The sequence below is a fragment of the Verrucosispora sp. WMMD1129 genome, from assembly GCF_029581255.1.
GTDB lineage: Bacteria > Actinomycetota > Actinomycetes > Mycobacteriales > Micromonosporaceae > Micromonospora > Micromonospora sediminimaris.
The window spans coordinates 536,295-560,397 of the sequence record NZ_CP120741.1 but is presented as its reverse complement, the minus strand read 5'-3'; the positions used below and the strand labels follow the sequence as shown (position 1 = coordinate 560,397).

The window sequence follows — 24,103 nt, the reverse complement described above, 5'->3', positions numbered from 1 at the left end:
CGGTAGTGCCTGGACGGATCAACGACCATGAACGTGGCGTGGGTCTCTCACCGAGGTGGCGGCTCGGTCAGCTCACCCAACTGGGTGTGCCGACCGGCGAGGACGTCCCGAACCTTGTCGACCACCCCGACCGCCGGCTCGACGATCCGGTTCCACGGCGGGTTGTGCGGCACCGCCGGATGCGGTCGGGTCGGTGCCGCCTCCTCGGCGATCTCCAACCGGTTGCCGAGCCGGATCAGCTCCTCCTCGGTGGCGGAGGCACACAGCCGCTGCATCAGCGGATCGACCGCACGGGCGTGCGCCTCGACCCGGGCGGCGATGTCGGGCAGGTTCTCGTCGGTCAGCTCCCGCAGGGCGCGCAGCAGCTCGACGTCGCCGGTCAACACCTCGTCGACAAGCGGGTTCGCGCCCTCGACGGCGTGCCGGACGGCGGGCAGCAGGTACTGCTCCTCGCCGGAGAGGTGCCGCGACAGGGCGGCGACCAGGACGTCGCGGCCGTGCTCCGGGTCCGGCCCGGGCTCGATCAGGCGCCGGGTCAACTGCAGCAACTGCCGGTGCTCCTCGGCGACCAGGTCGGCGATGCTGCGCCCGGTGGGCTGGTAGGCGTCCCCGGGGGTGGGTGGCAGCGGCGGCAGATGGACGGACATGGTCGCCTCCTGGGCGGGCGGGCGGAGCGACGAGAGGGCTTCGACGGGCATCGGGCAGGCGCGGCAGTACCCGCGGCCGCCCGAACCGAAACTCTAGGCTGATATGAAGGCACGATGACGAGCGACGCCCACGCCGCCCTTCCCGCGCCGACCGACGAGGTCGTCGAGCTGTGCCGGGATCTGCTGCGCATCGACACCACGAACACCGGCGACAACGCCACCAGCGTCGGCGAACGCGGCGCGGCCGAGTACGTCGCGGAAAAGCTTGCCGATGTCGGCATCACCCCGGTCGTCCACGAGTCCGCGCCCGGTCGGGCCAACGTGGTCGCCCGGATACCCGGTGTCGACCCCAGCCGTGGCGCGCTGCTCGTGCACGGGCACCTGGACGTCGTACCGGCCGATGCCGACGAGTGGTCGGTGCACCCGTTCTCGGGTGAGCTGCGCGACGGCTACCTGTGGGGTCGCGGTGCCATCGACATGAAGGACTTCGACGCGATGGTCCTGGCGGTGGTACGCCACTGGCAGCGTACGGGGGTGCGCCCACCACGGGACATCGTGCTCGCGTTCACCGCCGACGAGGAGGCGGGCAGCGAGTACGGTGCGCACTTCCTGACCACCCGGCACCGTGAGCTCTTCGACGGCTGCACCGAGGGCATCGGTGAGGTCGGCGGATTCTCGTACACGGTGGACCCGGCGCGGCGGCTCTACCTCATCGAGACCGCTCAGAAGGGCATCGACTGGCTGCGGCTGTACGCCAAGGGCCGGCCCGGGCACGGCTCGATGTTGCACGACGACAACGCGGTCACCGCGCTGGCCGAGGCCGTGGCCCGGATCGGCCGGCACCGCTTCCCGGTGGTGGTCACCGACACCGTGCGGGCCTTCCTCGAGGAGGTCTCCGAGGTGCTCGGGATCGACCTGGACCCGGACGACCCGGAGGCCGCCATCGCCAAGCTCGGCCCGATCGCCAACATCGTCGGCGCCACCATCCGCAACACCGCGAATCCGACCCGGCTCGCCGCCGGTTACAAGGACAACGTGATCCCCGGCCGGGCCAGCGCCACCATCGACTGCCGCAGCCTGCCCGGACAGTCGGAGCTGCTGGAGCGGCAGCTGCGGGAGCTGATCGGCCCGGACATCGCCATCGAGTACGTCCAACGGCAGCCGGCGCTGGAGACCACCTTCGACGGCGAGCTGGTCGCGGCCATGGGCGCCGCGCTGCGGGCCGAGGACCCGGGTGCCCGACCCGTGCCGTACATGCTCTCCGGCGGCACCGACGCCAAGGCCTTCTCGCAGCTGGGCATCCGCTGCTTCGGGTTCGCACCACTGCGCCTGCCGGCCGACCTGAACTTCTCGGCGCTGTTCCACGGCATCGACGAGCGGGTCCCGGTGGACGGACTACAGTTCGGCGTGCGGGTTCTCGACCGGTTCCTGCGTACCTGCTAGACATCCTGGATTCTTCGTGAAGGGGACGCCTCACATGACCGACCAGCACGGTGAGCTGGACGTCGCTCTCGAGCGCGTGATCGAAGCGGCCCGCCACCACCTGGCCGCCGTCCGGGCCGCGCAGGGCCGGATCGACGACGACGACGTCTGGCAGGCGTACGTCGCGCTGAACAATGCGTCGTTCGCCTACGACGAGCAACTCATGGACGCCTTCGGCGAGGTCACCCCGTGGGACGTCGAGTCCATCGACCCCGACGAGGCCGATCAGCGTTTCGCCGGCGGCGAGGGCGTCGAGTCGACCGACCCGCACCCGCAGGTGATCTCCGTACGCCAGCGGCGTGACTACCGGGTGCCGAGCGTCTCCGCGCTGATCCGCATCGCCGAGGCCGCCCGCCGCGAGGGCGTGCCCGGCGACGAGGAGGTGCCGCCGGTGGAGGGCGTCGGCGAGGCCGTGCTGGAGCTGCTACAGAGCGGCGACGGCTCGCTCGGCGCGCTCGACGTGCCGGAGCTGGAACCGCTCGACGGTGTGGTGATGGTCAGTGAGGTCGGTACCCCGGTCGACCTGGAGTCGTTCGCCGACGACGACCCGGCCGGTCCGTTCCAGCCCGGCGCCGACGACCGCCTGGTCGGCCGCCTCGACGAGCACCCGTTCCTGGAACTCGACGACGAGCACGACCACGTGCACTGACAGCACAGGCTGTCCCATCGGTCACCGGGCCGGCCGGTACGGTCGGCCCGGTGATTGCCGCACCGCCGACGGTCAGTACGACAGGCCCGGCTGCGGCTGGTTGACCCGTCGGCGGCGCAGCATCACCTGCCGCGTACCGTCGCGGAACAGCCGCACCCGGGCCAGCTCCCAGCCGGAGTATTCCGCTTGGATCGCCAGCTGCGCCGCGGCGGTCAACCGATCGACGTTCGGCGGTAACCGCAGCGGCGCGTATTCGTAGTCCATGGGGCCTATGCTGCCCAGTTGGACCCCGGAAGCGCCACCCTTCACCGGGTGATGCTCAACCATCGCGCTCCGGATAGCCGACCTCCAGCGCCGAAACGTCGTCCAGCGCCGTGGTGATCTCGTCGGGCAGGGTCATCCGTTCCACCTGAAGCGCCCCGAGCAGCTGTCCGGAGGTGCGCGCACCGAGGATCGGGGCGGTCACTCCCGGCCGATCCCGGATCCAGGCCAACGCGACCTCCAGCGGGGAGACGCCGAGGCCACCCGCGGCCGTGGCCACCGCCTCTACGATGCTGGAGCAGCGCGGCTCCAGGTAGGTGGCGACAAAACGCTCGAAATGGGGCGAAACCGCTCGGGAGTCCGCCGGGCGACCGTGCCGGTACTTGCCAGTCAGCACGCCGCGACCGAGCGGGGACCAGGGCAGCACACCCAACCCGAGCGCCTCGCAGGCGGGCAGTACCTCCCGCTCCACCCCCCGCTCCAGGAGCGAGTACTCCACCTGGGCGGCCACCACCGGGGCCCGCCCCGGCCAGGCCGCCTGCCAGGCCGCCGCCCGGGCGGTCTGCCAGCCGGAGAAGTTCGACACGCCGACGTAGCGGACCCGGCCACTGGCCACCGCATGATCAAGTGCCGCGAGGGTCTCCTCCAGCGGAGTCTGTGGATCGTAGCCGTGCACCTGGAACAGGTCGACGTGGTCGGTGCCGAGCCGTCGCAGCGAGGCGTCCAGCGTGCGTAGCAGGTGCCCTCGGGAGCCGTCCCGGCGTCGGCTGCCGCCCGGTCGAAGCCCCGCCTTCGTCGCGATCAACAATTCATCGCGGGGCACCAGGCTGCCCAGTAGCGAGCCGATCACCGACTCGGCGTCGCCGTCGCCGTACACGTCGGCGGTGTCGATCAGGTTGCCACCGGCGTCGAGGTAACTCTTCAACTGCGCGGCCGCGTCGTCGGCGTCGGTGTCCCGGCCCCAGGTCATGGTGCCGAGCGCGAGCCGGGAAACCGCCAGCCCGCTGCGGCCGAGCGGTCGCTGCTGCATGGGTGAACCTTATTTCGAACCAGGGCCGGACGGATATCCTCGCTCCCGTCGAGTCTGCCCGCGAATCGGGGTGAGCCGGTGATCGTCCCGGCCACCCACACCGCGTAACCTGATGCGACTGCGGATGGGGGAGGACTCTGTGCGACTCGGGCTAAGCCTCGGATACCAGACAGCGTGGAGCACGCCGGCCGATCACCTGGCCCTGGCTCAGGAGGCGGACCGGCTCGGCTACTCGGTGGTGTGGGCCGCCGAGGCCTATGGTTCCGATTCGCCGAGCATGCTGGCCTGGATGGCCGGGCAGACCGAGCGGATCGACATCGGCAGCGCGGTGATGCAGATCCCCGCCCGGACGCCCGCGATGACCGCGATGACCGCGGCCACGATCGACTCGCTGTCCGGGGGGCGGTTCCGGCTCGGTCTGGGTGTGTCCGGCCCGCAGGTCTCCGAGGGCTGGCACGGCGTACGGTTCGGCAAGCCGCTGGCCCGCACCCGCGAGTACGTGGACATCGTCAAGCTGGCGGTGGGCCGCAAGGAGGTCGCCTACGACGGCGAGTTCTACACGCTGCCGCTGCCCGACGGCCCCGGCAAGGCGCTGCGGCTGGGCTTCCACCCGCCGCGCGAACACATCCCGATCTACCTGGCCGCGGTCGGCCCGAAGAACCTCGAACTGGCCGGTGAGATCGCCGACGGCTGGTTGGCCGTCTTCTACGCGCCCGAGTTCGCCGAGGAGCAGCTCGCGGCGGTGCGTGCCGGCCGGGCCAAGGCCGGCAAGGAACTGGCCGGCTTCGACGTGGTGCCGTCCGTGCCGGTCGTGGTCGGTGACGATCTGAACTCCTGCGCCGAGCTGGTCCGCTGGTACGCAGCGCTGTACGTCGGTGGGATGGGCAGCCGCCAGCAGAACTTCTACAACCAACTGGCCACCCGGATGGGCTACGGTGACGCCGCCCGCGAGGTGCAGGAGCTGTACCTGGCCAAGCGGCAGCGCGACGCCGCAGCCGCCGTGCCGATGGAGTTCATCGACCGGACCTCGCTGCTCGGTCCGAAGGAGCGCATCGCCGAGCGGATGCGCGAGTACGCCGAGGCCGGGGTCACCACCCTGTCGGTGACCCTCTTCGCCGCCGACCGCGACACCGGTGTGCAGACCCTGCGGACCGTCGCCGAGGCGCTGGACCTCTCGGGAGTCGGGGAGTGACCTGGATCGAAGCCATCGTCCTGGGCATCGTCCAGGGCCTGACCGAGTTCCTTCCGGTCAGCTCGTCGGGTCACCTGCGGATCACCTCGGCGATCTTCTTCGAACAGGACGCCGGAGCATCGTTCACCGCGGTCACCCAGCTGGGCACCGAGGCGGCGGTGCTGCTGTACTTCGCCAAGGACATCTGGCGTATCGGCCGAACCTGGGTCGTCGGCATCTGGGACAAATCCGTCCGTTCCAGCCTTGACTACCGCATGGGCTGGTACGTGATCATCGGTTCGATCCCGATCGGTCTCTTCGGCTTCCTGTTCAAGGACCAGATCCGGGAAACCGCCCGCAACCTGTGGGTGGTGGCCACCACCCTGATCGTGTTCGCCTTCGTGCTCGCCTTCGCCGAGTACTGGGGCCGGCAGACCCGTACGCTGCGGGACTTCCGGATGCGGGACGGCGTGGTGATGGGTTTCGCCCAGGCGCTGGCGCTCATCCCCGGCGTGTCACGCTCGGGAGCGACGCTCACCTTCGGTCTCTTCCTGAGCCTGACCCGGGAGACGGCGGCCCGCTACTCGTTCCTGCTGGCCATCCCGGCGGTGGTGATGTCCGGGGTGTTCAGCCTGGGTGACGTCTTCGAACCGGCGGCACCCGGCACCTCGGTACCCAGCGTCGCGCAGATGGTCGTCGCCACGCTCATCGCGTTCGGTGTCGGCTACGCGGCCATCGCCTGGCTGCTGCGCTACGTCGCGCATCACACCCTCTACATCTTCGTGCTCTACCGGGTCGCGATCGGCACGCTCGTCCTGGCCCTGCTGCTCACCGGCACCATCAGCGCCACCTGAGCCTGAGTTCTGGGGTGTGCGGCTCCGGCGCGGTTGCGGTTTAAGGGTGGTTGCGGTTTGGGCGGGGGCGACCGTGCCCGGCTTCGGGCGGTCAGGCTTGATCCCTGCGCCGGGCACGGTCGCCCCCAGCCTGACCTGGTCCGCCTCCGCGCGAAGGTAGGCCAGCCGGCCCAGGATCCTGCTGTCTGCTGTCTGCTGTCTGGTGTTGTTGGGTATGCCGCTGGCCGGCACCCGGGTTTCGGGTGCCGGCCAGCGGTTCTTGCTCCCCCTGTGGAGGAATGTCTTCGGTTGTTGTCTGACCGTGGTGGGGGTCAGCTGGTCCAGTGTTCGGCGACGAGGTCGGCGGCCTGCTGTTCCCACTGGGCGTAGTGGTCGGGGTAGGCCGACACCTGCACCGTCTGCGCTGCTTCGGTGAGGGGCATGTCCTGCCAGCCGTCGACCTGCTTCAACCCTTTCAGGAACGCCAGGGTCGAGTACTCGGGGTCGGTGATCTGCTCGATCGTGCCCCAGCCGGAGGACGGGCGCTGCTGGAACAGGCCCTGCGAGTCGTGGTCGTTGCGGTCACCCAGGTGACCCAGGTTCTCCAACTTCGACTCCTGCAGCGCGGTGGCGATCGACACGACCGCGGCCCGCTCGTCCATGCCGGCCTTCTTCGTCGCCGCGATGATCGCCTTCACGTTCGCGATTTGCTCATCGTTCAACTCAACATGCGACTGGTTGCTGGGGGTGCCGTGCGGCAGCAGCTTGCCCATGTCCGGCTTGTCGGCCTGGACCGCGGCGATCGGGGTGATCGGGGTGGGCTCGTTACTGGTGGCGTGGTTCAGGGGGCCGGCGGCGAGTCCGGCGGCGGCGGTGAGGCCGGCGATGCCCAGGATGCTCTTGCGCAGCGTGGTGTTCATGGGGGGCTCCTTCGCGTTCGGGGGTGAGGTCCGGCCCGCCTGCACAGGGGGTGGCGGTGGGACCGTGCACGTGGGGTGCCAGAAGGACTGGTGGGACCGTCGGCCTCTGGGGTGGGCCGTTTCGGTTCCGAGGGTCTGGGCCGAACTGTCGGCCCGAAGGGGGTGACGCGTGGGGCGGTGCCACTTCACGCGCCGGGACCATGTCCAACGACTGACCGGGGCGGGTCATTCCCGTGTCCCGCCGGGCCCACCAAGGGGGTAGGTGGGTAGGTGGGTAAGTGCTGCGTGGTCAGTCACTGGTTACAACGCCGACCGACCGCCGATCATTCCGTCCGGCCACCCGCCACCGCCCGCGAAAACCGGACACCACACCACACCACCGCACCCGCCGCGAATCCCGGACACCACACCACGCCACACCGCCACCCGCGCTCCACCCCACCGAGCCAAATGGCTCGCCGATTCACGACATGCGGCAAGTCGCGGTCTCCGGCGCCCGGGAAGGCCCGACTTGCCGCATCCGGCGCCCGCCAACGCGCAGCAGGCCCGAGCCAAGTCGCCCGCCACCCGAAACGCCGGGCTGCCGAACCACCACAGCCCCGGATCTTGGTCCGAAACCGCCCACCAGAGGGCCGAATCGCACCAAGATCTCCCCGCCACCCGCCACCCGCCACCCGCCACCGCGCAGCTGCTGCGTGGTGGCGAGTGGCAGGTGGCCGGGGTTGCCGTCGGGGGGAGTTGGGCACTGCCCTGAGGGGTGTGGGGCGAGGGCCTAGGGTTGTGCGGGTGGCGACACTTCTGCTCCTGCGGCACGGACGCACCACCGCAAACGCCGACGGTGGGCTCGCCGGTCGGCAGCCCGTCGAACTGGACGAGACCGGCCGAGCCCAGGCCACCGCAGTTGGTGAACGCCTACGGTTGGTGCCGTTGACGGCCGTGGTTACCAGCCCGTTGATCCGGTGCCGGCAGACCCTGGACCTGGCGTTGCCCGAGGCGTCGCCGGTGGTGGACGACGGTCTGATCGAGTGCGGGTACGGCAGTTGGGAGGGTCAGCCACTGAAGAAGCTGGCCAAGGAACCGCTCTGGCCGGTGGTGCAGCAGCACCCCAGCGCGGCCGTCTTCCCCGGTGGCGAGGCGATGGCGCAGATGGCGACCCGAGCGGTCGCGGCGGTACGCGCCTGGGACGCCCGACTGAGTGCCGAACACGGTCCCGAGGCGGTCTGGCTGGCCTGTAGCCACGGCGATGTGATCAAGGCCATCGTCGCCGACGCGCTCGGCGTACATCTGGATCTTTTTCAGCGGATCGTGGTGGACCCGGCGTCGGTGACCGCGATCCGCTACACCCCTCTGCGGCCCTTCCTGGTACGCCTCAACGACGTCGGCGGTGACCTGGCCGGCCTGGTGCCACCGCCGGGTAAACGGCGTCGGCGGGCCCGCCGGCCGGCGGACTCGGACGCCGCGGTCGGCGGTGGGGCGGGGGCGTCCCGGTGAGCCGCCCGGCTCCGTGTTCCGCGGCGCGCACCGCGAGCGGGACACGCGGTGTCGGCGGCGTCGCTATTCGGGTCGGTGGGGTGCGCGCTGTGCGGGGCCGCCGGATAGGGTCGTGGGTATGACCCACCAGGTGCACGCCTTCGAGCCGCCGGAGCGGTTCGTCGCCGGGACCGTCGGGCCGCCGGGGGAGCGCACGTTCTTCCTTCAGGCGCGCGGCGGTGGCCGGCTGGTCAGCGTCGCGCTGGAGAAGGTCCAGGTCTCCCTGCTCGCCGAGAAGCTGGAGGAACTGCTCACCGAGGCCCAGCGTCGGTTCGGTGTGGAACTGCCTGAGGCTGCTGCCGTCCCGGTCGGTGACAACGACCCGCTGGAGACACCTGTGGACGAGGAGTTCCGGGTCGGCACGCTGGGCCTGGCCTTCGACGCGGACACCGCGACCGTGGTGATCGAGGCGATCGCGGTCGGCGAGGCGGAGACCGAGATCGAGCTTGGCGAGTCGGAGGAGGAGGACGACCCCGACGATGTCGAGCCCGACGAGGACCTCGACCGGCTCCGGGTCCGGCTGACCCCTGAAGCGACCCGCGCGTTCATCGAGCGGGCCCGGCGCGTGGTCAACGCCGGCCGGCCGCCGTGCCCGCTCTGCGGTCAGCCCCTCGACCCGGCTGGCCACCTCTGCCCCCGGAACAACGGCTACCACCGGTGACCTCGTCCGGCGTGGCTCCCCGACAGGACGGGGGTGCCGCGCTGCGCCTGTTGCGTGACGGTGAGCTGACCGTCGAAGGGCGGCTCGTCGATGCCTCGAACACCACCCTGCGTGGCGTGCTGACCCTGGACGGAGCGTCGGCGCGGTGCGTGTACAAGCCGGTGCGCGGCGAGCGACCGCTGTGGGATTTTCCGGACGGCACCCTCGCGGGCCGCGAGGTGGCCGCCTACCTGGTCTCCGCCGCCACCGGTTGGGATCTGGTGCCGCCGACGGTGCTGCGGGACGGGCCGTTCGGGCCCGGTTCCTGCCAACTGTGGATCGACGAGCCGCCCGACGCCGAGCCACTCGTGGGTTTCGTGCCGGCCGACTCGGTGCCACCCCGCTGGTTCCCGATCGCGGCCGCCCGCGACGACGACGGCACCCCGTACGCGCTGGCTCACGCCGACGATCCGCGGCTGGCCCGCCTCGCGGTGCTCGACGCGGTGATCAACAATGCCGACCGTAAGGGTGGCCACGTCCTGGTCGGTCCGGACGACCGGATTCACGGGGTCGACCACGGGGTGAGCTTCCACGTGGAGGAGAAGCTGCGTACGGTGCTCTGGGGCTGGGCCGGCCGGTCGTTGCCGGCCGACGCCGTCGACATGCTCGGCCGCCTGTCCCGTCAGCTCGCCGGCCCGCTCGGCGAGGAACTGGCCGAGCACCTCACCCTCGGTGAGATCGCCGAGCTGACCGCCCGGGTCGACCGGCTGTGCGAGAGCGGTCGCTATCCGCAGCCGTCCCAGGACTGGCCGGCGGTGCCCTGGCCGCCGATCTGAGCCTGTCGCGTTGATCACTCTCGGGCCGGCGTGACGTCGCCCAACGGCTGGCTAGGCTGACGGTCATGGAGTCTTGGGTGGGGCACGAGGTGCCGCGGCTGCCGGGCCGGAGCGAGACGTTGCGGTTGTTCGACTCGGCGCGGGAAAGTGTGCAGCCGAGCGATCCGGACGGCACCGCCACCATGTACGTCTGCGGCATCACCCCGTACGACGCCACCCACCTCGGTCACGCCGCCACCATGATCACCTTCGACCTGGTGCAACGGATGTGGCGCGACGCCGGTCACGAGGTCCGGTACGTACAGAACGTCACCGACATCGACGACCCGTTGCTGGAACGGGCCGAACGCGACCGCGAGGACTGGAAGGTCCTGGCGATGCGGGAGACGGCGCTGTTCCGGGAGGACATGGAGGCCTTGCGGATCATCCCGCCGGCCCACTACGTCGGCGCTGTGGAGTCGATCCCGGACATCGCCGAGAAGGTGTTGGTGCTGCTCAAGGACGGTGCCGCGTACCGCCTCGACGACGGCACCGGTGACGTCTACTTCGACATCTCGGCCGCACCGAGCTTCGGCTACGAGTCCAACCTGTCCCGCGCGGAGATGCTGGAGATCTTCCCCGAGCGCGGCGGCGACCCGGACCGCGCCGGCAAGCGTGACCCGCTGGATCCGCTGCTCTGGCGCGGTGCCCGCGACGGCGAGCCGTCCTGGCCGGGCGGAGACCTCGGTCCGGGCCGGCCGGGCTGGCACATCGAGTGCGCGGTGATCGCCCTCGGCCTGCTCGGCTCCACCATCGACGTGCAGGGCGGCGGCAACGACCTGCTCTTTCCGCACCACGAGTGCTCCGCCGCGCACGCCGAGCGGTTGACCGGGGCAGCACCGTTCGCCAACCACTACGTGCACGCCGGCATGATCGGGCTGGACGGCGAGAAGATGTCCAAGTCCCGGGGCAACCTGGTCTTCGTCTCCCGGCTGCGCGCCGACCGGGTGGATCCGATGGCGGTCCGGCTGGCCCTGCTCTCCGGTCACTACCGCGCCGACCGGTCCTGGACCGACGACCTGCTCACCGCCGCCGAGGAACGGCTGGGTCGTTGGCGGCGGGCCGCCGCCGCGACCGCCGGACCGTCCGGGGCGGCGTTCCTGGCCGGCGTACGCGAACGACTCGCCGACGATCTCGACACCCCTGGTGCCCTGCGGCTGGCCGACGAGTGGGCCGAGCGGACCCTGGCCGGCGCCGACGACGACCCGGCCGCGCCGCGCCTCTTCGCCGAGACCGTCGACGCCCTGCTCGGCATCCGTCTCTGACAGCCCGAGCCGGCAAAGTCCCCGACGTCCCCGCCTCCCACGGTGCCCTCCGCGCGGTGCCCTCCCGCGCGGTGCCCCTCCGCGCCGGGACCCCCTCCCGCCCCGGTGGACAACATCCCCGATGTTGCTGCCTGGCGTGCCCGGGAGGGGACAACATCGCCGATGTTGCTGCCTCGGACGCCGTAGGGCAACGTCCCCGATCCTGTTGTCGTGCGCGCCCCTCCCGGACGCCTTGAGACAGCAACTTTCCCGATGTTGCTGTCTCGGGCGCTCGGGAGGGGACAACATCGCCGATGTTGCTGCTACCTGTTCCCCGTCGGGTCGAGGTCCCCAGGGGTGGCGGACGTGAGGTGGTGGGGGTCAGCCGAGGACGAGGCCGGGGTCGGGGTCCGGCTCGGCGGTGGGGGCGGGAATCTGGTACTCCTCGGTCAGCGTGGTGACCGGGCCCGGCCAGGTGGCCTGGGCGACCTCGATCGGTTTGCGCTGCGGGTCGTACGCCACGTGCAGCAGGTGCAGCACCGGGGTGTCCGGTCGGATCTGGAGGGTCTCCGACTCCTCGCGACTGGGTTGGCGGGCGGTGATGGTGTCGGTGGCGGTCGCGTACCGGCGGCCGGTGGCCTCCTCGGCCTCCTGGTAGAGCGGGCGGCCGAACGCTTCGGCCCGCTCCAGTGTGGTGCCGGCGGTGTCGGTGGGCAGGAACCAGGAGGCGCCCACCTCGACCGGTGCGTCCTCGGTGCGGACGAGGTGGCGGCGGCAGAGCAGCTCGGTGCCGTCGGGTACGCCGAACGCATCGGCCACCTCGGGCGGCGCGGGGGAGCGGCCAACGGAGACGAGCTGCTGGCGATATCGGGCCGCCAGGTCGGTGTGGTAGCCGCGGAAGCCGCCATAGCGGCCCCGGGATAGCCGGTTGAGTCGCCGCCGAGTGCCCCGCACGTACGTACCGGAACCGGGTTTGGTGATCAGGATGCCCTCGACCCGCAGCTGGTCGACGGCGCGTTGCACGGTCTGCTTGGCCACCCCGAACATCTCGGCGATGGCCGGGATGGACGGCAGCCGTTCGCCGGGCGCCCAGTCGCCGCGGCGGATCTGGGTCTTGAGCTGCGCGGCGATCTGCCGGTGCGGGAACTCGGCCGCCCCCGGGTTGATCTGCATCCCGCCTCCTCATTTCAGCTAGGTTCCTAGGATGCCGTACGGGTGGTGAGCGCCGCCACCCCGACACATACGTCGAGACCCCGGGCCGACGAACGACCCGGGGTCTCGAAAGCGGAACGGGGTAGCGGGTTACCAGGAACCGGCGGTGGGGCCGGCAGATCCGCCCCTGCGGCGCAGGTACTTCTCGAACTCCTGGGCGATCTCGTCCCCGGTCAACGGGGTGATGCCCGCGTCACCGACGCGTTCCTCCAGCTCGCGGACGTACTCGCCCAGCTCGGCGTCCTGCTCGGCGGCGCTGCGTACCCGCTGCTCCCACTCGGCGGCCTCCTCGGCCAGGTCGGCCATGGGCACCGGCAGATCCAGCACCTCCTCGACCCGGTGCAGCAGGGCGAGGGTGGCCTTCGGGCAGGGCGGGTTGTTGGCGTAGTGCGGCACGTGGACCCAGAACGAGACGGCGTCGACCTCGGCCCGGGTGCAGGCGTCGTGCAGCACGCCCACGATGCCGGTCGGCCCGTCGTATCGGGTCGGGGTGAGCTGGTAGCGGCGCGCGGCGTCGGCGTCGGAGGCGCTGCCGCTGATCGGCAGCGGCCGGGTGTACGGCACGTCGGCCAGCAGAGCACCGAGCAGCACCACCCGCTCGACCTCCAGGCTGTGGCAGATTTCCAGCACCTGCTCGCAGAAGGTCCGCCACCGCATGCTCGGCTCGATGCCGCGGATCAGCACCACGTCCCGCTCGGTGCCGGCGGGGCTGGCGACCGTGAACCGGGTGGTCGGCCACTCCACCCGGCGGGTGGCGCCGTCGGACATGGCAATGGTGGGCCGGCTGACCTGGAAGTCGTAGAAGTCCTCCGGGTCCAGCTCGGTGACGGGCCGGGCCTCCCACACCTGCTCCAGGTGCTCGACCGCCGCGGTGGATGCGTCCGCCGCGTCGTTCCACCCCTCGAAGGCGCAGATGGCGACCGGGGACCGCAGCACCGGCAGCCCGTCGAACTCGGTCACGCCGTCACCTCCTGCTCGTCACCGGCGGTCCGGGAGATGGTCCCGGTCGTCCGCCCACGGTGCGTGGCGGTGTCGCTGTAGTCCTTCACGTCAGTCAGCCTACGTGCCAGGCCCGGACCCGGCCCGTCGGCCGCGCCGGATGGGGAGGGCGTCGACACCGGCGTGGGACCGTGCGGGCACCGGGCCGGCAGGGCACGTCTCGGGCAATGCGCACCAAAGCGGGCAGCGTGATCCCGATGACACAATGTGGGATCGGACGGTACGCAGGGGTGCGGGCCTGGCCCGCCGCACTAACCTGAGGTCGTGCGGACTTCGTTGCTCGATGCGCTGGCAGACCGGATCCTCGTCACCGATGGGGCGATGGGCACGATGCTGCAGGCTGCGGACCTGACCCTGGACGACTTCGACGGTCTGGAGGGGTGCAACGAGATTCTCAACGTCACCCGCCCGGACGTCGTACGTGGGGTGCACGAGGCGTACCTGGCGGCGGGCGCGGACTGTGTGGAGACGAACACCTTCGGCGCGAACCTGCCCAACCTCGCCGAGTACGACATCGCCGACCGGATCTGGGAGCTGTCCGAGGTAGGGGCGCGGCTGGCCCGGGAGGCCGCCGACGCGTACTCGACCCCGGAGCGGCCCCGCTGGGTGCTCGGTTCGATCGGTCCGGGTACGAAGCTGCCGACCCTCGGTCACGCCTCGTACGCCAGCCTCCGTGACGCGTACCAGCAGAACGCCGGCGGCCTGATCGCTGGCGGCGCGGACGCGTTGATCGTCGAGACCTGCCAGGACCTGCTCCAGGTCAAGGCGGCGGTGGTCGGGTCCAAGCGGGCGATGGCCGAGGCGGGCCGTACGGTGCCGATCATCTGTCACGTGGCGGTCGAGACCACCGGCACCATGCTGCTGGGCAGCGAGATCGGCGCGGCGCTGACCGCCATCGAGCCGCTCGGCGTGGACCTGATCGGGTTGAACTGCTCGACCGGGCCGGCAGAGATGGGCGAACATCTGCGCTACCTGGCGCAGCATTCCCGCATCCCCGTGTCGGTGATGCCCAACGCGGGTCTGCCGGTGCTCACCCCGGACGGGGCGTACTTCCCGTTGGGCCCGGACGACATGGCCGATGCGCTGGAACGGTTCGTCGCCGACTATGGCGTCGCGCTGGTGGGTGGCTGCTGCGGCACGACTCCCGAGCACATCCGGGTGCTCGCCGAGCGGCTGCGCGACGTGCGGCCAGTGGCCCGCGAGCCGCGTACCGATGCGGGGGTCTCCTCGATCTACCACCACGTGCCGTTCGCGCAGGACGCCAGCGTGCTGATGGTGGGGGAGCGGACCAACGCCAACGGCTCCAAGGCGTTCCGGGAGGCGATGCTCGCCGCCGACTGGCAGTCCTGCGTGGAGATTGCCCGGAGCCAGGCCCGTGACGGCTCGCACCTGCTGGACCTCTGCGTCGACTACGTCGGCCGGGACGGCACCACCGACATGCGTGAGCTGGCTGGCCGGTTCGCCACCGCCTCCACGTTGCCCATCATGCTGGACTCGACCGAGCCGGCGGTGATCGAGGCCGGCCTGGAGATGCTCGGCGGCCGGTGCGTGGTCAACTCGGTCAACTTCGAGGACGGCGACGGCCCGGAGTCCCGGTACGCGCGGGTGATGCCGGTGGTCGCCGAGCACGGCGCCGCCGTGGTCGCGCTGCTCATCGACGAGGAGGGTCAGGCCCGTACGGCGGAGTGGAAGGTACGGGTTGCCGGGCGGCTGATCGAGGACCTCACCGGTCGGTGGGGCATGCACCGCTCGGACATCCTCATCGACGCGCTGACCTTCCCGATCGCCACCGGTCAGGAAGAGACCCGCCGCGACGGCATCGAGACCATCGAGGCGATCCGGGAGATCGCCCGGCGCTGGCCCGGGGTGAACTTCACGCTGGGCGTCTCGAACGTCTCGTTCGGACTGAACCCGGCGGCCCGGCAGGTGCTCAACTCGGTCTTCCTGCACGAATGCGTGCAGGCCGGGCTCACCTCGGCGATCGTGCACGCGAGCAAGATCCTGCCGATGTCGAAGATCCCCGACGAGCAGCGCGAGATCGCCCTCGACCTGGTCTACGACCGGCGGCGCGAGGGCTACGACCCGGTGCAGCGGTTCATCGAGATCTTCGAGGGTGTGGACGCCGCCTCGGCGCGCGCCACCCGGGCCGAGGAGTTGGCGGCCCTGCCGCTCAACGAGCGGCTCAAGCGACGGATCATCGACGGCGAGCGCAACGGCCTGGAAGCCGACCTCGACGCGGCGATGGCGGCCGGCACCGCCCCGTTGCTCATCATCAACGACATCCTGCTGGACGGCATGAAGGTCGTCGGTGAGCTGTTCGGCTCCGGTCAGATGCAGCTGCCGTTCGTGTTGCAGTCCGCCGAGGTGATGAAGACCGCGGTGGCGTACCTCGAACCGCACATGGAGAAGGCCGACGACGGCGGCAAGGGTCGCATCGTGCTCGCCACCGTCAAGGGCGACGTGCACGACATCGGCAAGAACCTGGTCGACATCATCCTGTCCAACAACGGCTATGAGGTGGTGAACATCGGCATCAAGCAGCCGATCTCCGCCATCCTCGACGCCGCCGAGCAGCACCGCGCCGACGCCATCGGCATGTCGGGCCTGCTGGTCAAGAGCACCGTCATCATGAAGGAGAACCTGGTCGAGATGGCGTCGCGCGGGGTCGCGGAGCGCTGGCCGGTCCTGCTCGGTGGCGCGGCGCTGACCCGGGCGTACGTCGAGGACGACCTGCGGTCGATGTTCCCCGGCCAGGTGCACTACGCCCGCGACGCCTTCGAGGGGCTGTCCCTGATGGACCGGGTGATGGCCGCCAAGCGCGGCGGCGCTCCCGTGGTCGACGCCGAGCGGGAGGCGGCCCTGGCGGCCCGCCGGGCCCGTCGGGAACGGCAGCGCGCGGTTGTCGCCGAGTCGCTGCCGGAGTTGCACGACACCTCGGTACGCTCCGACGTCGCGGTCGACGTGCCGGTGCCGGTCGCACCGTTTCACGGCACCCGGGTGGTCAAGGGGGTGCCGCTGGCCGACTATGCGGCGCTGCTGGACGAGCGGGCCACCTTCATGGGCCAGTGGGGGCTGCGCGGTGCGCGCGGCGGCAAGGGCCCGTCGTACGAGGAGCTGGTGGAGACCGAGGGCCGACCCCGGCTGCGCTACTGGTTGGACCGGCTGATCGCCGACCAGGTGTTGGAGGCGGCCGTGGTGTACGGCTACTTCCCGGCGTACTCGGAGGGCAACGACCTGGTCGTCCTGGACGAGAACGGGCACGCCGAGCGGGCCCGGTTCACCTTCCCCCGGCAGCGGCAGGAGCGGCGGCTCTGCCTGGCCGACTTCTTCCGCCCGCGCGGCGGCGCCCTGGACGTGGTCGCGTTGCAGCTGGTCACCGTCGGTCAGCCGGTGAGCGAGTACGCGGCGAAGCTGTTCGCCCGCAACGAGTACCGCGACTACCTGGAGGTGCACGGGCTGTCGGTGCAGCTCACCGAGGCTCTCGCCGAGTACTGGCACAAGCGGGTCCGGTCCGAGTGGAAGCTGCCCGACGGCCGTACCGTCGCCGACGACGACCCGGCCGACCTCGCCGGCCTGCTGCGCACCGACTACCGGGGCTGCCGGTACGCGTTCGGCTACCCGGCCTGCCCCGACCTGGAGGACCGGGCGAAGATCGTGGAGCTGCTCGGCGCCGAACGGATCGGTGTGCAGCTGTCGGAGGAGTTCCAGCTGATGCCGGAGCAGGCCACCGACGCCATCGTCGTCCACCACCCCGAGGCCAGCTACTTCAACGCCAAGTGACGCCCGCAGGTGCCGTGACCTGCACTTCCGGCACCTGCGGTAGGCGTTGAACCAGAACCCACCCGACGCGTCGGCAACGTCATCGTGTGGTCCACCTTCCGAGGCCGGCACCAAACCAAAGCCAAGATCAGTCACTACACCCGACATGACCCCACCGAGCCCGGAAACGGATCTCCTACTGAAGTACTAGGGCCACTGGATGGCCTCGACGACGAGTTCTGCGGAGCACGAATTATCATCGATTCGCTCGGCTCGGATGGTGAGCGATGACTTGCCCTTAGGTACGCGCAGTTCCTGTTCCTGGCTCCCAGAACCAGCCACGCCATTGCCGAGAGTTTCGCCATCGGCGAGTAGCTCCCACCGAACCTGCGCGCGGTCCGAGCAGCCATCAACGACGATGCTCAGATCTCTCTGGCGTGCCGGACCCGAGAGGGTGGCCTGTGCCTGGATTGCCTGCCCTGGCGAGTCAAGGAACCAGCGATTGGTGCAGGTGGTATGCATTGCGAAGTTCAGACCGCCGGTCGTGCATTCCTGCTGTGCTGCGTCGCCGATGGAGAACCGCATCTCGGTGCGATTAGGAACCTCAGGAAGAAGTAAGGCAGCGGTTACCGAAAATGCCGGGATGCCAAGTACCACTCCTGCCACACCGAGCCTGCGGCGCGTCTTCTTGCGCAGGATCTCCTTGGCGGTCGTACACTCGGATTCGTATGCGGCCAGGATTTCTGGCTTGTCCAGGGAGAGCGCCAACGCGCGGACAAAGGGCCTCGCCATATCCAGCGTCGATTTCATCCTAGAGGAGGTGTTCGACGCTTGTACGGCCACGATGACAGCGACCAGCGTACCTGCTATCGCCGCAAACCAGGACCCCCGTTCCAACAAGTCCAACCAGTCCGACATGGCTCTCCCTCTCCACCGCTCGGCAGTTGCAGGAAATACGAGCGAGCATAGACGAACGTCCGGCGGCACGCCGGTGCTGTTTTCGCGCTGCGCAGGCAACCCATTGCCCCATTTGCGCGTGTGCTGGCGTGCTCCCAGTTCATACACTCGCCGTACCACTTCCGGCGCGCCCACCACGACGCCAGATTGGTCGTCGCCGCACTGAACATGGCTGCGGTCACCTGCGGCGGCTGCCGCAACGTGGTCGTGCACGAGACCGGCGACCCCGACGTGATCGTGGTCGAGTACGAACTGGTCGGCACACACACGGCGACCGGGGTCACCGCCTCGGCGCCGTTCATCGGGGTACTGCGGACCAGCCACGGCAAATTGGCCCAGTGGCGCGAGTATCAGCACACCCTCGCCATCGCTCAGGCCGTCGGCCAGGCGCAAGCCGGCACTCCCGAGGTGCTTCTGTGATCAGGACGCCGGCCGGAAGTCCGGGCCGTCGGATGTCGTCACCAGTTCCCAGCCGAAGGCTTCCAGGGTGATGTCGGTACGGGCACCGAAGGTGTGGACCAGTCTGGCGACCGGCCCGTCCGGCAGGCTGTCGCCGACCGTGGCGAATACCTCGACGGGGGCTTCGCCGAGCTGCTGTGCCACGATCCACGGCACTGCCAGAGCCAGCATGAAGTCCCGGTCGTCATCGGACGCCAGACATCGGGCGAGGCCGGTCGCCAGCACTGAGCGGCGTAGCAGATCGACGGAGTTCTGGCGCAATGCCAGGGTGGCGAGGCGGGCACCGTAGCGGCCGAGGGCGAGCGCGTTGGTGGGGTCGAGGGAGCCTACGAAGCTCTGCTCGATGCGTCGCGGCGCGCGGGCGAGGATCTCCTCCGCGAGTCGGTCCTGCTTCCCCGGGATTCTCTCCAGGTTGGGCTTCACCCGGCCAGGATGGCAGAACCGAGCGAGGTCAGCACTCGGCCCTGCCGAGGCGTGCGAACTCGTCGAGGGAGACGTACTTCGGTACCTCGTCGTTGTTCACGATTGCGGTGATCATGGCTGATCCTGGTTGCAGGCCGGCCAGCTCGGCCAATTCGCGGATGGTTCCGGAGCGCCGGACGGGGTGGGCGAGACCGCGCGTTCGGTGGCAAGGACAATCACGTCCGGCGGCTTGTCCGCGCACCAGGCCAGCGCGGCGAGCGGTCGGCCGTCAGCATCCACGGTGAGGCCGGTGATGCCCTTGATCTCTGGCGTGCAGGCGGTCAGCGCGGTCAGCACGAGCAGTGTGGCGGCCAGGGTGGCGACGATCCGCCGTGTCCTCGCGCGCGTTCGAGCGACCATGCTCTGACGATTACAGCGCGGCGTCGACCTGCCACCTCGGTTGGGTTTCAGGACGGTGACGAAGACGCGTAGCCATCCCGCCTTCGCTGACTGAATTCGACAGGTCCGCGCGATTCGCCATCTCGCCGACACGTGCCCGGCTCGGCCGGCGGATCCGGCCGCTGCGTGTCGGAGCCGGGTACCGTCGATTGTGGCGGCTCGCTGGTGGGAGGCCAGCAGATCGTCGCCCAGTCCTTCACCCGGGAGCTTCGTCATGCCGCCGAGTGCGCGCACCATCGTTGACCCACGGTTTCCCGCTGAGCTTGCCCGACTTCGACGTGTCCGTGGCCTGTCACTGCGTGATCTGGCCCGCCTCGCGTACGTCGGGAAGAGTTACGTGCACGACCTCGAGACGGGCCGGACCCGACCGTCCCGAGAACTCGCCGCGCACCTTGACGACACCCTGCAGGCCGGCGGGACGCTGGCCGCGATGGTCGTCGATGCGCCGACCGTGACCACCCCCGACGACGATGACCGCCTGGCGTACGTGCTCGCCGAACCGACCCGCCTCGACGCCGCTGCGGTGCGGCTGCTCGCCGAGGTGCTGGCCGCGCAACGCCGCCTCGACGACGTCCTGCCGGCTCCGGTGACACTGCCGGCGATGGTGGCGCAGTGGTCCACCATGCAGCAACTCGCCGAGCGGGCTGCCGGGCCGTACGCCGGCCAACTGCACGAGGTGGTGGCGGAGTGGACGCAGTTCGTCGGCTGGTTGCACGCGGAAGCCCGCAACGACGGTGAGGCGATACAGGTGCTGATCGAGGCCGCCAGGCAGGCCGACGCCGTTGACAGTGGCCCGCTCGCGGCGCAGGTGGAGAACTTCCGAGGCTACCTGGAGCGGCAGCGAGGCAACCCGCGCGGCATCGTGCGCCATTTCCTCACCGCGTACCACACACCCGGGGCGACGGCGCTGCAACGCGTCGGCGACGCGGTCCAGGCCGCCCATGGGTTTGCGCTACTCGGCGACCGGAACTCAGCGGTAGGGCTCCTCGGGGAGGCGAGCGACCTCACCGAGGCGGCCGAGCGTGAGCAGGCGCCGGTCCTGGCCTACTGGCTGACGCCCACGTTCAGCAGGATGGGTCTCGGGCTGGCCTATCTGGCGCTCGGCGACACGTCGGCCGGCATCGACAACCTGCGGGCCGGGTTGGCCGGGTTGCCGCCTGACCAGCGGGAAGCCGCATGGACGCAGGAATATCGGCAGGCACTCGCGGTCGCCACCGGCTGAGCTGTCCGTCAACCGTCCCGGACAGGGCGCCGGACGCCTCGCACCTGCCCTGAGCACCCACCGCCATCGCACGATTCTTGTGGGTGGTGGCGGTGCGCCCCCACGTACCGCCGCCCCCGTCCCGAACTTCGGTGGAGGTGATGGCGTGAGCAGGTGGCGCAGGTTCTGGTGGTGGCTGCGGCGGCGGCCGATACCGCTGGCGGACGGCGGGCAGTGGCGGGAGGCTGTCGAGCAGAAGGCCGCCCGGCAACGCCTGCTCGACCAGGCCCGGCGCAACACCCGGTGGCCGGCATGCGACGGCCGCCGAGGCGTACGGCCGGGACCGGGTGGGCCTGTCGATGTACGCGGGTGCCTTGTTGACGGCGGCGTTGGACGACCTGCCGCGTGAGGATCCCGGCGAGCTGACGACCCGGTTCCTCGCGTGGCTGCGGTGCACCTGCGGGACGGGTAGCCACGCCGGGGCGTGACCGACGATCAGCATCCCGTCGCATCCGCCGTCCTTTTCGTACGCTGGCCGGCCTGCGACCGGTCAAGCACGGACCGGCGTAGCAGGATGTGACCCACGTTGCAGGACACGCCGACACACCATCTGGTGTCTTGCGTTCGTGGGCCACCCATATATGGTGTCACTCGTAGCTGGTTCGGCGCCCATCCGGGGCGGCCGAGGCAAGAGGGAACCCGGTGTGAATCCGGGGCTGCCCCGCAGCGGTGAGTGGGAACGACAGCCGTCACGAAGCACTGGGCTCCGGCCTGGGAAGCGACGGCCAGTAGGAGCGCGTAAGCACGCCCACGAGTCCGAAGACCTGCCAGCACGCCGCCCGCACTCGTGGGCGGCGGCCGCAGGCCGCGTGGGACGGCCGACGCCATGAACGGGCCGTGCCGCCTGCGCGGATTCCGTGGCGTCCTCCCGCGTGTCCGAGGCCCTGAGCAGACGGCGCGAGGAGAGAGACGTGACGGTCGTGCGGGAGGCGCCGGCCTCCGACGCAGGTGTGTCGGAGCAGCGCCGGCAGGTGATGCAGGTCCGCAAACGCGACGGCGCCACGGAACCGGTGGACGTCAACAAGATCGTCCGGGCGGTGGAGCGGTGGGTGACCGACCTCGACGAGGTCGATCCGCTGCGGGTGGCCACCAAGACCATCAGCGGCCTGTACGACGGTGCCACCACCGCCGAGCTGGACAAGCTGTCCATCCAGACGGCCGCCGAGCTGATCGGTACGGAGCCGCAGTACTCGAAGCTGGCGGCGCGGCTGCTGGCCGCGTACGTGGACAAGGAGGTCCGTGGGCAGCAGGTGGCCAGCTTCAGCCAATCGATCCGGTACGCGCACGGCCTGGGGCTGATCGGGGACGCGACCGCGGAGTTCGTGGCCCGTAACGCGCGCAAGCTGGACGACGCGGTCGACCCGGACGGTGACCTGCGGTTCGAGTACTTCGGACTGCGTACCGTCGCGGACCGCTACCTGCTGCGGCATCCGCAGACCCGCCTGGTGGTGGAGACGCCGCAGTACTGGCTGCTGCGGGTGGCCTGCGGGCTGTCGCAGACGCCCGGCGAGGCGATCGGGTTCTACCGGCTGATGTCGAGCCTGGCCTACCTGCCGAGTTCACCGACGCTGTTCAACTCGGGGACCCGGCACACCCAGATGTCGTCGTGTTTTCTTGTCGACTCCCCGCGCGACGAACTCGACTCGATCTACGAGCGTTACCACCAGGTGGCGAAGCTGTCGAAGTTCTCCGGCGGCATCGGCATCTCCTGGTCGCGGGTGCGGGGCCGGGGCGCGTTGATCCGGGGCACCAACGGCCGCTCCAACGGCATCGTGCCGTTCCTGAAGACGCTCGACGCGGGGGTGGCGGCGGTCAACCAGGGTGGCCGGCGCAAGGGCGCGGCCTGCGTGTACCTGGAGCCGTGGCACCCGGACATCGAGGAGTTCCTGGAACTGCGGGACAACACCGGGGAGGAGTCCCGGCGTACCCACAACCTGAACCTGGCCAACTGGATCCCGGACGAGTTCATGCGCCGGGTCGAGGCGGACGGCGACTGGTCGCTTATCGACCCGTCGGACGCGCCCGAGCTGCCGGACCTGTTCGGCGAGGCGTTCGACGAGGCGTACCGGGCGGCGGAGAAGAAGGCCGTCCGGACGGTCAAGGCCCGCGATCTCTACGGCCGGATGATGCGTACGCTCGCGCAGACCGGCAACGGGTGGATGACGTTCAAGGACGCGGCGAACCGGCTGTCCAACCAGACCGGTGCGCCCGGCAACACGATCCACCTGTCGAACCTGTGCACGGAGATCCTGGAGGTCAACAGCGACACCGAGACGGCCGTGTGCAACCTCGGGTCGGTCAACCTGGGCGCGCACGTCACCGCCGACGGTGTCGACTGGGAGAAGCTGCGCGCCACGGTACGCACGGCTGTGGTGTTCCTCGACCGGGTGATCGACATCAACTATTACCCGGCCGAGCAGACGGCGGTGTCGAACCCGCGCTGGCGTCCGGTCGGGCTCGGCCTGATGGGGCTACAGGACGCCTTGTTCACCCTGCGTCTGCCGTTCGACTCGGCTCCGGCCCGGGAGTTGTCGACCCGGGTCCAGGAGGAGATCTTCCTGACCGCGCTGGAGACGTCGGCCGGGCTCGCCGAGCGGTTCGGCCCACACCCCGCGTACGCCGAAACCCGCGCCGCGAAGGGTGAGTTGCATCCCGACCTGTGGGGCGCGGAGGTGACGCAGGCGTCGCGGTGGACCGCGCTGCGGGAGCAGATCGCCCGCCACGGCCTGCGCAACTCGCTGCTGGTGGCGATCGCGCCGACCGCCACGATCGCCTCGATCGCCGGGTGCTACGAGTGCATCGAGCCGCAGGTGTCCAACCTGTTCAAGCGGGAGACGATGTCCGGCGAGTTCCTCCAGATCAACACGTACCTTGTGCGGGAGTTGAAGGCGCGCGGGCTGTGGACCGCGCCGATCCGGGAGCAGATCAAGCGGGCCGAGGGGTCGGTGCAGGGCATCGCCGAGCTGCCCGAGGAGGTGCGGGAGCTGTTCCGTACCGCGTGGGAGCTGCCGCAGCGGGCGCTCGTCGACCTGGCCGCCGCCCGCGCCCCGTTCATCGACCAGTCGCAGTCGCTGAACCTGTTCCTGAGCGCGCCGACCATCGGCAAGCTCTCCTCGATGTACCTGTACGCCTGGAAGGCCGGGCTGAAGACCACCTACTACCTGCGGTCGCGTCCGGCGACCCGGATCCAGCAGGCCACCGTCGCCGTCACCCCGGCGGTCAAGCCGATCGTCGCGGTCAGCGACGACGAGGCGTTGGCCTGCTCCCTGGAAAACCCCGAGAGCTGCGAGGCGTGCCAGTGACAACTGTTTCC

General features: G+C 70.2%; 22 protein-coding genes and 1 riboswitch. Of the genes, 13 read left to right on the top strand and 9 right to left on the bottom strand.

The annotated features are described in order from the left end of the window. Positions 1-47 precede the first annotated feature (47 nt). Positions 48-647: a hemerythrin domain-containing protein gene (locus tag O7624_RS02560; RefSeq protein WP_093402841.1), complete on the bottom strand. Its 600-nt coding sequence runs from the start codon at positions 645-647 to the stop codon at positions 48-50. Positions 648-761: 114 nt separating this feature from the next. Here O7624_RS02560 and O7624_RS02555 point away from each other — a divergent pair, with 114 nt between their 5' ends. Together O7624_RS02555 and O7624_RS02550 are read left to right on the top strand one after the other, a co-directional pair. Further along, positions 762-2,090 (top strand): M20/M25/M40 family metallo-hydrolase, encoded by a 1,329-nt coding sequence (locus O7624_RS02555; RefSeq protein WP_093402792.1) that lies wholly within the window; start codon positions 762-764, stop codon positions 2,088-2,090. 34 nt (positions 2,091-2,124) lie between these two features. After that, positions 2,125-2,778 (top strand): hypothetical protein, encoded by a 654-nt coding sequence (locus O7624_RS02550; protein ID WP_282238748.1) that lies wholly within the window; start codon positions 2,125-2,127, stop codon positions 2,776-2,778. Positions 2,779-2,850: 72 nt separating this feature from the next. Here the strand turns inward: O7624_RS02550 and O7624_RS02545 are convergent, their stop codons facing one another. Together O7624_RS02545 and O7624_RS02540 are read right to left on the bottom strand one after the other, a co-directional pair. Then, positions 2,851-3,042 (bottom strand): DUF5703 family protein, encoded by a 192-nt coding sequence (locus O7624_RS02545; RefSeq protein ID WP_093402794.1) that lies wholly within the window; start codon positions 3,040-3,042, stop codon positions 2,851-2,853. Positions 3,043-3,097: 55 nt separating this feature from the next. Next, the gene (locus O7624_RS02540; protein ID WP_282238747.1) at positions 3,098-4,069 is read right to left on the bottom strand and encodes an aldo/keto reductase; all 972 of its coding nucleotides are present in this window, start codon (positions 4,067-4,069) and stop codon (positions 3,098-3,100) included. A 139-nt stretch (positions 4,070-4,208) separates the two neighbouring features. Here O7624_RS02540 and O7624_RS02535 point away from each other — a divergent pair, with 139 nt between their 5' ends. Further along, on the top strand, positions 4,209-5,261 hold the full coding sequence (locus O7624_RS02535; protein WP_210935793.1) for an LLM class F420-dependent oxidoreductase: 1,053 nt from the start codon (positions 4,209-4,211) through the stop codon (positions 5,259-5,261). Continuing rightward, the gene (locus tag O7624_RS02530; protein WP_093402796.1) at positions 5,258-6,094 is read left to right on the top strand and encodes an undecaprenyl-diphosphate phosphatase; all 837 of its coding nucleotides are present in this window, start codon (positions 5,258-5,260) and stop codon (positions 6,092-6,094) included. The genes O7624_RS02535 and O7624_RS02530 overlap by 4 nt, the downstream gene beginning before the upstream one ends. Before the next feature lie 311 nt (positions 6,095-6,405). On the opposite strand, the gene O7624_RS02525 is transcribed toward O7624_RS02530, so the two are convergent. Then, on the bottom strand, positions 6,406-6,993 hold the full coding sequence (locus tag O7624_RS02525; RefSeq protein WP_282238746.1) for a hypothetical protein: 588 nt from the start codon (positions 6,991-6,993) through the stop codon (positions 6,406-6,408). A gap of 780 nt (positions 6,994-7,773) precedes the next feature. On the opposite strand from O7624_RS02525, the gene O7624_RS02520 reads away from it, so the two are divergent. The 4 genes from O7624_RS02520 to mshC all read left to right on the top strand — a co-directional run bounded on the left by O7624_RS02520 (position 7,774) and on the right by mshC (position 11,303). Then, a complete protein-coding gene (locus tag O7624_RS02520) occupies positions 7,774-8,484 on the top strand; it encodes a histidine phosphatase family protein (protein WP_093402069.1) in 711 nt (236 codons plus the stop codon). 118 nt (positions 8,485-8,602) lie between these two features. Then, a complete protein-coding gene (locus O7624_RS02515; protein WP_093402070.1) occupies positions 8,603-9,184 on the top strand; it encodes a DUF3090 domain-containing protein in 582 nt (193 codons plus the stop codon). Then, on the top strand, positions 9,181-9,999 hold the full coding sequence (locus tag O7624_RS02510; protein ID WP_282238745.1) for an SCO1664 family protein: 819 nt from the start codon (positions 9,181-9,183) through the stop codon (positions 9,997-9,999). Before O7624_RS02515 ends, O7624_RS02510 begins: the two co-directional genes overlap by 4 nt. Positions 10,000-10,064: 65 nt before the next feature. Then, positions 10,065-11,303 (top strand): cysteine--1-D-myo-inosityl 2-amino-2-deoxy-alpha-D-glucopyranoside ligase, encoded by a 1,239-nt coding sequence (gene mshC / locus O7624_RS02505; protein ID WP_282238744.1) that lies wholly within the window; start codon positions 10,065-10,067, stop codon positions 11,301-11,303. A gap of 360 nt (positions 11,304-11,663) precedes the next feature. Here mshC and O7624_RS02500 read toward each other — a convergent pair whose 3' ends face one another. Together O7624_RS02500 and O7624_RS02495 are read right to left on the bottom strand one after the other, a co-directional pair. Further along, complete coding sequence (locus tag O7624_RS02500; protein ID WP_282238743.1) at positions 11,664-12,455, bottom strand: GntR family transcriptional regulator; 792 nt, start codon at positions 12,453-12,455, stop codon at positions 11,664-11,666. Between the two features lie 129 nt (positions 12,456-12,584). Continuing rightward, positions 12,585-13,454, bottom strand: a complete 870-nt coding sequence (locus O7624_RS02495; RefSeq protein WP_093402074.1) for a PAC2 family protein — start codon at positions 13,452-13,454, stop codon at positions 12,585-12,587. Between the two features lie 303 nt (positions 13,455-13,757). Between O7624_RS02495 and metH the strand changes: the two genes are divergently transcribed. Beyond that, the gene (gene metH / locus O7624_RS02490) at positions 13,758-17,273 is read left to right on the top strand and encodes a methionine synthase (RefSeq protein WP_282238742.1); all 3,516 of its coding nucleotides are present in this window, start codon (positions 13,758-13,760) and stop codon (positions 17,271-17,273) included. Positions 17,274-17,459: 186 nt separating this feature from the next. On the opposite strand, the gene O7624_RS02485 is transcribed toward metH, so the two are convergent. Next, positions 17,460-18,170 carry a hypothetical protein gene (locus tag O7624_RS02485; protein WP_282238741.1) on the bottom strand — a complete coding sequence of 237 codons (711 nt, stop codon included), beginning with the start codon at positions 18,168-18,170 and terminating at the stop codon, positions 17,460-17,462. 207 nt (positions 18,171-18,377) lie between these two features. Between O7624_RS02485 and O7624_RS02480 the strand changes: the two genes are divergently transcribed. Continuing rightward, a complete protein-coding gene (locus tag O7624_RS02480) occupies positions 18,378-18,629 on the top strand; it encodes a hypothetical protein (RefSeq protein WP_282238740.1) in 252 nt (83 codons plus the stop codon). Here O7624_RS02480 and O7624_RS02475 read toward each other — a convergent pair whose 3' ends face one another. Then, positions 18,630-19,091 (bottom strand): hypothetical protein, encoded by a 462-nt coding sequence (locus O7624_RS02475; RefSeq protein ID WP_282238739.1) that lies wholly within the window; start codon positions 19,089-19,091, stop codon positions 18,630-18,632. A gap of 111 nt (positions 19,092-19,202) precedes the next feature. After that, a complete protein-coding gene (locus O7624_RS02470) occupies positions 19,203-19,490 on the bottom strand; it encodes a hypothetical protein (protein WP_282238738.1) in 288 nt (95 codons plus the stop codon). Positions 19,491-19,743: 253 nt separating this feature from the next. Here O7624_RS02470 and O7624_RS02465 point away from each other — a divergent pair, with 253 nt between their 5' ends. From O7624_RS02465 to O7624_RS02455, 3 genes are all read left to right on the top strand, one after another. After that, on the top strand, positions 19,744-20,751 hold the full coding sequence (locus tag O7624_RS02465; protein ID WP_282238737.1) for a helix-turn-helix domain-containing protein: 1,008 nt from the start codon (positions 19,744-19,746) through the stop codon (positions 20,749-20,751). A 145-nt stretch (positions 20,752-20,896) separates the two neighbouring features. After that, on the top strand, positions 20,897-21,139 hold the full coding sequence (locus O7624_RS02460; protein ID WP_282238736.1) for a hypothetical protein: 243 nt from the start codon (positions 20,897-20,899) through the stop codon (positions 21,137-21,139). Between the two features lie 232 nt (positions 21,140-21,371). After that, a riboswitch (cobalamin riboswitch) is annotated at positions 21,372-21,577 on the top strand. Positions 21,578-21,764: 187 nt separating this feature from the next. Further along, positions 21,765-24,092 carry a ribonucleoside-diphosphate reductase subunit alpha gene (locus O7624_RS02455; RefSeq protein WP_282240523.1) on the top strand — a complete coding sequence of 776 codons (2,328 nt, stop codon included), beginning with the start codon at positions 21,765-21,767 and terminating at the stop codon, positions 24,090-24,092. Positions 24,093-24,103: the final 11 nt, after the last annotated feature.